Raw genomic sequence first — 11,401 nt, forward strand, 5'->3', positions numbered from 1 at the left:
GATATTTCGCGGTCGTCAATTCGGTGATTATCTTCGCCGCTGATCTGTACGTTCGGAGAAGTGTCCTCAGTCGTCGGAAGGTCAACGGTCATGACAGAGGTTGCACCGGACGAAACAGACGCAGACGAAACGGTGAGGACTGTGGCTACGAGCCGGAACTCAACCGCTCCCTCGGGGTTGACGGGAGACGTTGTGCGGCCCGGAGACTCGGGCTACGACGCGGCCCGAATGGGCTACAACCACCTGTTTGCCCCGCAACCCGACGCGGTCGGGTTCTGCGCCGACACACAGGAGGTGGTCGACGCCGTGTCATGGGCGCGGCGCAGCGGCGTGCCTCTGCGGGTGCGTAGCGGACGCCACTGCCTCGAGGGCTGCTCACCCGCCGGTACGGCATGGCGTCTGACAATCTGCTCGCGGCGGAGGTCGTCGTGGCCTCGACCGACGGTGGCGCGACGACGGTCATCGCCGACGAGCAGAACAGCCCGGACCTGTTGTGGGCGTTACGTGGCGCAGGCAACGGCAATTTCGGGATCGTCACATCGCTGACGTACCGCATCCATCCCGTGAAGCACACCATCCATGTCGTGGCGACAGCGCAGCGCCCCACATGCCGACGATCGGCTCACCAGCCAGTTGGAGATCCGCCCCGACAAGGTGGTGCTGGTGGCCAGGCCTCGAAGACCGGCGAAAGCTGCTCGAGCCCCGGCCACGTCGATGAAGCCGCGAACTGGAAATTCCTGTCGCAGTTCGTCTATGCACCGTATCCGCCGCAAGCCATCGACCTCGTCACATCGTTCATGGCTAAGGCCCCGACGCCGGATTGCAACTACTTCACCAACGCCTTCGGTGGCACAGTGCGAGCAAGTGAGCCGCCCGGCGGTTCTGCCTTCGCGCATCGCGATGCGCTGTTCTACGCTGAGCCCGGCGCGGGGTGGGGTGTCCGCGGCGGGATACCGGCCGCCGGCGATCCGCTGACGGACGAGTGCCTGACATGGTGCGCCGAATTCGGAGAAGCCTTGCAGCCGTATGCGAGTGGCGCCTACGTCAATGTCCCGAATGCCGGTATGCCGGAACGGCTGGTGGTTTCTGGACGCCCGCGTAGACATCGGCCCACCGTGCGTCGTCGGTCGAGACTTGTGGCTTGCCGACTGCAAGGATCGGCGCCAGTATCTGCTGGGCCTCGGCCGAGGACCCGTCGACCAGCACCGCCATGGGAATCGGCGTATTGGGGGGACAACGTCGAAAGGTTGCGCGCGATCAAGGCGAAATACGACCCTCAGAACGTGTTCGCCTTCGAGCAGAGCCTTTCGGCCGACGGCGGCTGATAACGCTTCACGCCGGTCTGAACCGCACCGCCGCGATACGTTCCCGACGAACCACATCCGCGAAATCCTCGGCCGACGGTATGCCGTCGTCGCGGAACTTCAGCCCCATCATCGTCGGGGCACGCTTGGCGCCCCAGGCTTTCGCGCAGCGGTGCGACAACTCGGCGACGAGCGCGGTGTCGGTCAGCAGTTCACCGCGCATCGTCGTCGTCCTACCGTCGAGCAGTATGTCCGCGGTCGCCCCGTCGCGGAAGTTGTTCTTCCATCCCGCTGAGGTCAACGCATACAGTTCGCCGTCAATTCGATGGGCGCTCACCGGGATTGAGTATCGGCGTCCGCTCTTGCGGCCGACGACGTTGACCACCATCATGCGGCTGCGCAGTGGTCCGGCGAGGGGAGTGCGCAGCAACCTGCCGATCAAGGGGTTCACGATCCGCAGCACCCTGTCGGACGGGTGTGCCGCCGTGACAGCGGGGGTTTGTTCTGCCATGGATGTCACGGTATGACGGGGCGGTCCCGCAGAAGCGGTTCTCGCCAAAGTCGAAGCGCATGTGCCCAGCACCGTCGATGAGCGGTCCCAACGCTGGTGACGCTGATGTGACGCCTGTGGTTCGAGCGGGAGATTACGCCTACGTCGGTTGGTCCGTTCCTCATGTCGGCTCCAGCCGTGCAAGATGGTCGTGGAGCATCCCCGAACGGCACGGAGGCGGGTACATGCCTGAAGTCCAGTCCGCACCATCCAGTATTGGTGTCCTGACCAGCGGCGGTGACGCCGCCGGCATGAACGCAGCGGTACGCGCCGTCGTGCTTACCGCCGCGCACCACGGCATCGACGTGTATGCGGTCCACGAGGGATACCACGGGCTCGTCACAGGTGGTGACCTCATCCGGCGTATGGAACCGATTGATGTCGAGGCAATCCTGCACCAGGGCGGTACTGTCATCGGCACCGCCCGATCGAAGCAGTTCAGAACTCGTGAAGGCCGGCGATCGGCCGCGCGCAACCTGGTCGAGCACGGTATCGACGCCCTAGTGGTGATCGGCGGTGACGGCAGTCTTGCGGGGGCAAACCTGTTCCGTCAGGAGTGGTCGGGATTGCTCGCTGAATTGGTTGAGGCCGGGGACATCTCGCAGGACCTGGCGGATGATCATCCTTTTCTGCGACTTGCTGGTTTGGTCGGGTCCATCGACAACGACATGGCAGGCACCGACATGACGGTAGGCGCCGATACGGCGTTGCACCGGATCATCGAGGCCTTGGATGCCTTGCACAGCACCGCTGCCAGCCACCAGCGCACCTTCGTGGTGGAAGTGATGGGCAGGAACTGCGGCTACCTCGCCCTCATGTCGTCGCTGGCGACCGCCGCGAGTTGGGTCCTCATACCCGAACAACCGCCAGGCGAGGGCTGGCGAGAGCGGATGTGTCGCGACATCAAGGCGGGCCGATCGATCGGCCGTCGACACAGCGTGGTCGTCGTCGCCGAGGGTGCCCACCGCGACGGCAACCGGATCACCGCCGAACAGGTCAGAGAACTGCTGGAGGACGAACTCGGTGAGGATGTCCGCATCACCGTCTTGGGTCACGTCCAACGTGGCGGTGCGCCAAGCGCTTTCGACCGCTACCTGGCAACGCACTTCGGCTTTCTGGCTGTGGAACGACTGCTTGCCGACACGCCCGACGCGCCCGCGCAACTGATCGGATTGCGGGGTAACCGCGTGGTTGCCTCGCCACTGATGGAGTGCGTGGAGCGGACCCAAGAAGTCGCCACACGAATGAAGTCACGGGACTATGCGGGAGCGATTCAGGCGCGCGGGGGACATTTCGCGGAATCGTGCAGGGTCCTGGACACCATCCAACAGGCTGCGCCGCGGCCCGCCGAGGCAAAGCGCTTCCGGATCGCCGTTGTACACGCCGGCGGACCGGCGCCCGGGATGAACACCGCGGTGCGCGCCGCCGTCCGACTCGGCCTGGATCGCGGCCACACCGTATTGGCGGTCAAGAACGGGTTTCGGGGATTAGCCAACGGTGACGTACACGAGATGGGTTGGATGGATGTCAGCGGCTGGGTGTCCGAGGGGGGCGCCGAGATCGGCACCAATCGCTACGTGCCCGACCGGGCCGGTATCGCCCGGATCGCCGAACAGATAGCCGCTCACCGTATCGACGGGCTCATCGTCGCCGGCGGATGGGCGGGTTACCGGGCCGCTCACGAGCTCTATCGGCATCGGCAGGAGTATGACGCCCTTGACATCCCACTCGTGTGCATGCCGATGACCATCAACAACGATGTCCCGGCAAGTGAATTGAGTATCGGCAGTGATACCGCGCTGAACAGCATCGTCTCCGACGTCGACAAGATACGGCAGTCCGCGGTCGCCACGCGACGAGTGTTCATTGTCGAAGTGATGGGCCACGACTGCGGTTATCTTGCCCTGGTCAGCGGGCTGGCCACCGGTGCAGATCGCGTCTACCTACCGGAGGAGGGCATCACACTGAACGCCCTGACCGCCGACGTGCACGCGCTCGCGGACCGTTTCCGAGCCGGCAAGCGGGTGGGCCTGATCGTGCGCAGCGAAGGCTCCGACCGCGTCTACACCACCAGATTCATTACCGCACTGTTCGAGAAAGAAGGCGCGGAGTTGTTCGATGCGCGGGAGGAGGTTCTTGGCTACGTCCAGGAGGGCGGAAACCCGTCGCCGTTCGACCGGGTGCAGGCGACGATCATGACCGCCCGCTGTATCGGATTCCTCTCAGAACAGCTCTCGTCCGGTGGCCGCGCCGGCGCAATGCTCGGATTTCAGTCCGGCGAACTGCGATTCACCGATCTCGCGCATTACCCGACGCTCATCGAGGACAACGCTCAGCGACCGGTCGAACAGCAGTGGTGGGACCATCGTCACCTGGCTGACGTCATGCGCGACTAAAGGGGCGGCCACGATGCGAAACTCGTGATTGCGCGGCAACGTCGCGCCGGGCAAGCGCGCTGGCGCACTCCCGAAGTGTCGCCGAAGTCCTTGCGGTATTGGGCAGTTCCGCAGACGGGCTCGACGGCGCCACCATGCACAAGCGGCTGGATGTGTTCGTCACCTCGTCAAGCTCTCGGCCCCAGGTGTTTTCGGGGTGTTGGTCGCCCTCACGCCCGCGACCGCGGCTCCACCGACGAGTCGACTACAGACCCAGCGACGTCTGCGCCTGCTTGAGGGTCGCCGCAGAACCCTGCAAGCTGAGCAGTTCGGAGACCGACAGCGGCACTTCGAGCACCCGGCCCGCACCCGCGGCTGTCACGACCGTCGGCAATGACAGGCAGACATCAGTGATCTCATAGACGCCGCGCTGCACGGTCGACACCGGCAACACCCGGTGTTGGTCGTAGAGGATTGCCTCGATGATCCGGGCGGTCGACAGTCCGATGGCCAGGCTCGTCGCGCCCTTACCGGCGATGACCTCGTAGGCCGCGTTGACGACGGCCGCCGATATCTCGTTACGGGTCGGTTCGTCGAACACCACAGTGCCGTCGATGCGGAACTTCTCGGCAGGCACCCCGCCGATCGACACGCTCGACCACAGCGGGATCTGCGAATCGCCGTGTTCGCCCACGATGAAGCCGTGCACATTGGCGACGGCGAGGTCAGCCTGCTGAGCGATCAGATAGCGAAACCTGCTGGAATCCAACACCGTCCCGGACCCGAAAATCCGGCCGTCGTCAGTGCCCACCGCCTCGACCGCGGCGTAGGTGACGACGTCGACCGGGTTGGTGACGAACACGATGACCGCGTCGGGTGACTGTTCGAGCAGCTGTGGCGTCAACGATTGCGCCATCGCCACATTGGCGGTCGCCAAGTCCAGTCGGGTCTGCCCCTCGTCCTGTTTGGCGCCTGCCGTGACGATGATGATCCTCGAACCGGCGGTGATGCCGATCTCATCAGAGCCGATGGTGGGGCAGTGAGGTACGAACTGGCTGCCGTGATTGAGGTCGAGCAGCTCGGCGCGGACCTTCTTGGCGTTGATGTCATAGAGCGCCAGGGCGCCCGCGGAGCCCCGGATCAGGCAGGCGTAGGCGATCGCGGTGCCGACGCTGCCCATCCCGACGATGCTGACCTTGTTCGACAGTCCCTGCGATGTCTTCCTCATGGCTCCATAGTCGACGATGCGGGGCTGTTCCGGATCGATCCAGACGGAAATGCGACGAAAATCAGCCTGCCGCCGGGTTTTCCGTCCTCCGGACCGGAGTCAGTACAGCGGCCACCAGACCGGGATCACCACCATCGCGACCGCGAACCACGCCACCATCGTGACGATGCCGAGCCGCCAGTAGTCGCCGAAGCGGTAACCACCCGGGTTCAGCACGATCATATTGGCCGGTGTGGCGATCGGAGTCAGCAGCGATGCCGCACCCGCGAGCGCCACGAGCATCAGCGTCGCCTGCACCGAGATACCGCTGTCCGTGGCCGCAGCCACGGCGATCGGTATCACGACCAACACCGTGGCAACGTTGGAGATGAACTGTCCGAGCACCGCCGTGAGCACGAAAAGCACGGCGAGCAACAGATACGGGCTGCGGTTGCCGACAAGATCGACGATCGGGCGGGCGATCTGCTCTGCCGCCCCGCTGGCCTGGATCGCAGTGGACAACGGGATCAGCGCACCGATGAGAATGATCGTCTGCCATGGGATTGCGCGGTACACCTGGTCCGTGCGCACCACGCGCGACGCCACCATTGCCAGTGCGGCCAGCAATGCCGCCACCGCCGGCGGCACGATCCCCGTCACCAGTAACACGATCATCATTGTGAGCACAGCAATCGCACGGGGCGCGGTGCGGTTGAGCGCGACCGTCTGACGTCTCACCTCTTCGGTCGAATCCACGACAAGCAAGCCCGACGCCGTCAATCGGTCGATCGCCGCCCATTGGCCGTGGACCAGGATGGTGTCGCCCTGCGCCAGTTCGACAACGCGGGCGCCCACATCGGAGTTCATCCGGTGCACGGACAGGATGGTGAGCCCGGCCCAGGCGAGCCCGGGGAAAGCCTGCTGCCCCAACCAGTCCGACCGGGGTGGAACCACCAGCTCGGCGAGCCCGGTGTCGGGGCCCAACAGGTCGTCGGATTGTCCACCCGGCAGATGCTCGACCGAGCTCCCCGCGCGTTTCCCAAATGCGGCGACTACGTCGTCGTTCCCGTCCACGGTGAGCACATCTCCTGGCTCGAGCCGGTGATGGTCGTCAACGACCCGGCCCCCGCGCGATTGCGCCGCCACCAAAATCAGATCCCCGCCGGCCGGCTCCGCGTCTGCACCGTGCGGACTGACAACGTCGCGCACCGGCACACCTACCGCAGCCGACCCATCATCGATCGTGAGCCGGAAGAGGCGGCGATTCAGCCCCCAGTGCTCCATGAGGCGCGGCAGGTACCCGCTGAAGTCGCTGGGCAGGGTGGTCGACTCCCGCTCCGGCAACAACCGACGGCCGAACACCACCGCAACCAGCACGGTCACGAGCACCAGCGGGACACCGACCAGCGCGAATTCGAAGTAGCCGAACCCGGAACCGCCGTTGTCGCGCGATGCGTCGTAGATGAGGACGTTCACCGGGCTGCCGCCCAGCGTGAGCAGCGCCCCCGCACTGGCGCCAAACGCCAACGGAATCAATACTTTCGATGGCGCGATCCGCGCCCGTCGCGACACCGACACCGTCACCGGGACCAGTGCTGCGGCCGCACCGTTGACGGTTATCACCGCGCTGACCACTGCGCCGAGAGACATCACGGTGGCCGTCAAGCGGGCGTATGCCCGCCCTGCCAACCGAGTCAGCGTCCGGCTCACCCAGGCGGTGACCCCGGATGCCTCCAGGCCCTCGCTGACCACGAAGAGCGACGCGATGAACACGATCACCGCATCGCCGAATCCGCTGAACAGCGTCCTCGTGTCGACCAGCCCGGTGAAGTACAGCAGCAACGCCACACCGATCGCGACCACCTCGACGGGGAGCCGGTTCCAGATGAACAACACGACGGCGACCCCGACGATCACCAAGCTCAGTGTTGCTTCAGACATTCTGTGGACATTCGATCGTTTCACCTGCGCTGGTTGTACGGCGTTCCGAGGTGGTCTGACGCACGCTGTGGTTCGATTATCGCGGCGATGACCATAACTCCGCGGTGATTTCACGACGCCGCCCCTCGACGAGCGGCCACTCCGGAAAACAGCAACGTCCGCCGATCACGGCATGCGATCGCCGCGGGGTGGCGATAATGGCGTCATGGCAGCCCCTCCTGAGTTCGAGATTGCCCCCTGGGAACTGCGGTGGTCCGGCTTTGATCTCGACCTACTGCCTGACGTCGAATCGATCTTCGCCCTCTCGAACGGCCACATCGGCCTGCGTGGATCCCTCGACGAGCGAGAGCCGGTCGGCACACCGGGCACGTTTCTGAACGGGTTCTACGAGAACCACGAATTGCCTTATGCAGAAGGCGGATACGGCTATCCCGAGGACGGCCAGACCATCGTCAACGTGACGGATGGAAAGATCATCCAGCTGTTCGTTCAGGACTCGCCGATGGATATGCGCTACGGCAGGGTGGTCGAACACGAACACATCCTCGATTTCCGTACCGGAACGCTGCGCCGCAACACGGTCTGGGCGTCACAGACCGGACGGTGCGTCCGAATCAGCTCCGAGCGCTTGGTCTCGTTCACCCAGCGCGCGGTGGCCGCGATCCGCTACGAGGTCGAGCCGCTGGACTCGTCCCTGGAACTGGTGGTGCAGTCCGACTTGCTGGCCAACGAGGCGGTGGTCACCGCGAGTGACGATCCGCGGCTGGCGGCCGCACTGGATCATCCCCTGGTCGCTGAATTCGCTTTCGCGGAGCGAAGTTCCGCAGTGCTCGTCCATCACACCAGACATTCCGGTTTGCGGGTCGCCGCCGGCATGGACCACCAGCTCGACCTTCCGTCCGGCGTCGCGTGCGATATCCGCGCCGAAGACGACCTGGCGCGCATGACCGTCGCGGTCGACGTCGACAAGGGCCAAGTACTGCGGATGACGAAGTTCATCGCGTACGGATGGTCGAGCAGGCGCTCGACAGAGGCGTTGCGGGCGCAGGTGGAGGCCGCGCTCGCGCAGGCGAAGCAGACCGGGTGGGACAATCTGCTGTCAGCGCAACGCGAATACCTCGATGGGTTCTGGTCCCACGCCGATATCGAGATCGATGGAGATCCGGAACTCCAACAGGCGATCCGGTACGCGTTGTTCCAGGTGCTGCAGGCGGGGGCCCGCGGTGAAAGCCGACCCATCTCGGCGAAGGGCCTCACCGGAACCGGATACGGCGGGCACGCCTTCTGGGATACCGAGATCTATGTGCTGCCCATGCTGACCCATACCATGCCGGAAGCGGCGGCCGCTGCGCTGCGCTGGCGGCACTCGACGTTGCCGAGCGCCAAGCGACGGGCGCGTGAACTCGCCCATGACGGAGCGATGTTCGCGTGGCGGACGATCAACGGTGACGAGTGCTCCGGCTACTGGCCCGCTGGGACGGCGGCCGTGCACGTGACGGCCGACATCGCCTATGCGACAGCGCAATATGTCGCTGCGACCGGAGATCGGCAATTCGAGAACGACTACGGCGTCGAGCTGCTGGTGGAGACCGCACGCCTGTGGGTCAGCCTCGGTCACCACGATTCAACGGGGCAGTTCCGGATCGACGGGGTCACCGGACCCGATGAGTACACCGCGCTGGTGGACAACAATCTGTTCACCAACTTGATGGCCCAACACAATCTCACCGAAGCCGCCGCCGCGTGTGAGCGCAATCCTGTGGTGGCCCGCCGCCTCGGCGTGAGCGCGGAGGAGACCGCGGTATGGCGCGTCGCGGCCTCGCACATGGTGGTGCCGTTCAACGACGACCTCGAAGTGCACGAGCAGTCGGAGAGCTTCACCCGGATGGCCGTGTGGAACTACGCCGAGACACCGCCGAGCGCGTACCCGCTTCTGCTGAACTACCCGTACTTCGAGTTGTATCGCACCCAGGTCGTCAAGCAGGCCGATCTCACGCTGGCGATGTACTTGCGGGGCGACGCGTTCACCGCGGAGGAGAAGGTTCGCAATTTCGAGTACTACGAGGCGCAGACCGTCCGGGACTCGTCGCTGTCGGCCTGCGGACAGGGGGTGCTGGCCGCCGAGGTCGGCCAGCTGCGGCTCGCCTACGACTACCTGGTCGAGACGGCGTTCATCGACCTGCACAACCTCCATCACAACGTGTCCAGCGGGCTGCACATCGCCGCGCTCGCCGGGACGTGGCTGGTCTGCGTGGCGGGTTTCGGCGGAATGCGTTGTCGCGGAGACGAGCTCACGTTCGCTCCCGCTCTTCCGCCGGCGCTGAACCGGCTGAAGTTTAGGGTTACCCGGCGTAACAGTTGCCTAGCGGTGGAAGTCACCGCGCATGAAGCGACGTATCGCCTGACGTCGGGTGATCCGGTACTCCTCACCCACCACGGTCAGCCGGTGACCGTTCGATAAGGAGCCCGTCGCTCGACCGCTCCCGAAACCACCGCCAGAGCGCGACATCGAGTTCCCGACCCATCGCGCGCCGTACCGAAGGGCGTGACGGCCGGCGGAAGTGGCTAGAGCGATCCGAGGTCGTCGGGCCGCAGACCGGGAAGCGGTAGGTTATGGCGCCGCCGGCCACCGAAGACGGTTCGTCGCAAGTGCCACCTGCCGTCGACCGAAAGCCGTTACGCTGACCACGCGGCAAGCACATCGAAACGCCGAGGGACAAGAAGCGTAGAGCGAGCTGAGGGAGGACGCGACGAATCCCGGAACGCCAAAGCCGGTCGACGCTCATCGCGGCAGGGTCGACTTCACCGGCGTGCGTTGGGGATCGGTCGAGTGGACGCTACTTTGCATGCTTTACCTGCGGGCCTGCGAGAGCCGATCGGCCCAACCGATACTGGACGACCAGCTCGCCGCACAGCACGTCGCACGCATCGATTACGACTGGGAGCGTGTCCACCGTGCCGTACGCCCGGCGATCAATCAGTTCGGCGTGGCATTGCGTGGCGCGCAGTTCGACGCACTGGTCACCAAATACCTGGCCGCCCATCAGAACGCCACCGTGCTGCATTTAGGTTGTGGATTGCATAGCCGCGCAACACGTTTGGCAATACCCCCTGGCGTGAGATGGTTCGACGTCGACTTGCCGCAAGTGATCGCGTTGCGTCGGCAGCTGTACGCGGAGTCCGGTCGCTATCACATGATCGGTTCGTCGGTCACCGACCCGTTGTGGCTTGACCAGATCCCGAAAGGCGGTCCCGCTCTGATCGTCGCAGAGGGTGTTCTGATGTATCTCACGCCGGATGACCTGAAGCGGCTGCTGCCCCAGCTACTCGATCGCTTCGATAGCGGAGAGCTCCTCGCCGACCTCCTGTCGCCCTGGGGACCTCGACTGTCCAGATCGGGCATCATCAAATGGGGCACGCGCGACGGTCGGGAGATCACCCGGTGGGATGCCCGACTACGCCTGATCGACGACAGCTCGGTCATCGCTGGACTCGAAAAAATACCGCTCACGACCCCGCGACTTCTGTACCGGATACAGAGCCTGATCCGCACGACCCGAAATTACGATCGACTCTTCCAATACAGGTTCTAGATCCCCAGCGAAGCGCTCCCGCATGTCCTGGCGTTTGCTAGCTGATGTAACCACAAATCGCGGATCAGCCCCTGCTTACGGAGACGACAATTTTTGCCGAAACTGCATAAGCGCGTCGAGGACGAGTTAGCGTCGAACTGGTTTTACTCAAGCGGGGGTTTGGAGAGAACCGATGAGCGAGCGCCCGTTCGACGACGAAAACGGCAATTTGCTCGTCGTGGTCCACGACGAGGCGCAGCACAGCGTGTGGCCGGCCTTCGCGGCGGTCTCAGCTGGCTGGAGGGTGGTTCACGGGGGAGCGGACCGCGTTACGTGTCTGGACTATCTCGAACAGAACTGGTCTGAAACACGGCTGAAGAGCCTGCGCAGGCGGCTCAAGGCTCACCAAGCCTGATCTGCTTCCCTTCAATATCTTCTGGAGCGGGGCTCGA

At 64.5% G+C, this 11,401-nt stretch carries 7 protein-coding genes and 1 pseudogene; 5 read left to right on the top strand and 3 right to left on the bottom strand.

Annotation, left to right across the window (positions count from 1 at the left end):
- The first annotated feature begins 392 nt into the window (after window positions 1-392).
- Entirely contained in the window at window positions 393-1,325 is a 933-nt protein-coding gene (locus tag CEX87_RS28005; RefSeq protein ID WP_064425816.1) for a BBE domain-containing protein, read from the top strand.
- A 7-nt stretch (window positions 1,326-1,332) separates the two neighbouring features.
- Here CEX87_RS28005 and CEX87_RS22245 read toward each other — a convergent pair whose 3' ends face one another.
- Window positions 1,333-1,815, bottom strand: coding sequence for a hypothetical protein (locus CEX87_RS22245; RefSeq protein ID WP_064425817.1), 483 nt, complete (start codon window positions 1,813-1,815; stop codon window positions 1,333-1,335).
- 224 nt (window positions 1,816-2,039) lie between these two features.
- On the opposite strand from CEX87_RS22245, the gene CEX87_RS22250 reads away from it, so the two are divergent.
- Complete coding sequence (locus CEX87_RS22250; RefSeq protein WP_064425818.1) at window positions 2,040-4,250, top strand: 6-phosphofructokinase; 2,211 nt, start codon at window positions 2,040-2,042, stop codon at window positions 4,248-4,250.
- Window positions 4,251-4,494: 244 nt separating this feature from the next.
- Here CEX87_RS22250 and CEX87_RS22255 read toward each other — a convergent pair whose 3' ends face one another.
- Window positions 4,495-5,457: an L-lactate dehydrogenase gene (locus CEX87_RS22255; RefSeq protein ID WP_094289120.1), complete on the bottom strand. Its 963-nt coding sequence runs from the start codon at window positions 5,455-5,457 to the stop codon at window positions 4,495-4,497.
- Window positions 5,458-5,556: 99 nt separating this feature from the next.
- Window positions 5,557-7,377 carry an SLC13 family permease gene (locus CEX87_RS22260; RefSeq protein WP_094289122.1) on the bottom strand — a complete coding sequence of 607 codons (1,821 nt, stop codon included), beginning with the start codon at window positions 7,375-7,377 and terminating at the stop codon, window positions 5,557-5,559.
- Between the two features lie 205 nt (window positions 7,378-7,582).
- Here CEX87_RS22260 and CEX87_RS22265 point away from each other — a divergent pair.
- The 3 genes and pseudogenes from CEX87_RS22265 to CEX87_RS22275 all read left to right on the top strand — a co-directional run bounded on the left by CEX87_RS22265 (window position 7,583) and on the right by CEX87_RS22275 (window position 11,364).
- Window positions 7,583-9,926: pseudogene (locus CEX87_RS22265) on the top strand (glycoside hydrolase family 65 protein).
- 297 nt (window positions 9,927-10,223) lie between these two features.
- Window positions 10,224-10,970, top strand: coding sequence for a class I SAM-dependent methyltransferase (locus CEX87_RS22270; RefSeq protein WP_094289124.1), 747 nt, complete (start codon window positions 10,224-10,226; stop codon window positions 10,968-10,970).
- Between the two features lie 172 nt (window positions 10,971-11,142).
- Window positions 11,143-11,364: an MbtH family protein gene (locus tag CEX87_RS22275; protein WP_094289126.1), complete on the top strand. Its 222-nt coding sequence runs from the start codon at window positions 11,143-11,145 to the stop codon at window positions 11,362-11,364.
- The last annotated feature ends 37 nt before the right edge of the window (window positions 11,365-11,401 follow it).

It is taken from the genome of Mycobacterium lehmannii (assembly GCF_002245535.1).
In the GTDB taxonomy this organism is placed as follows: Bacteria; Actinomycetota; Actinomycetes; order Mycobacteriales; family Mycobacteriaceae; genus Mycobacterium; species Mycobacterium lehmannii.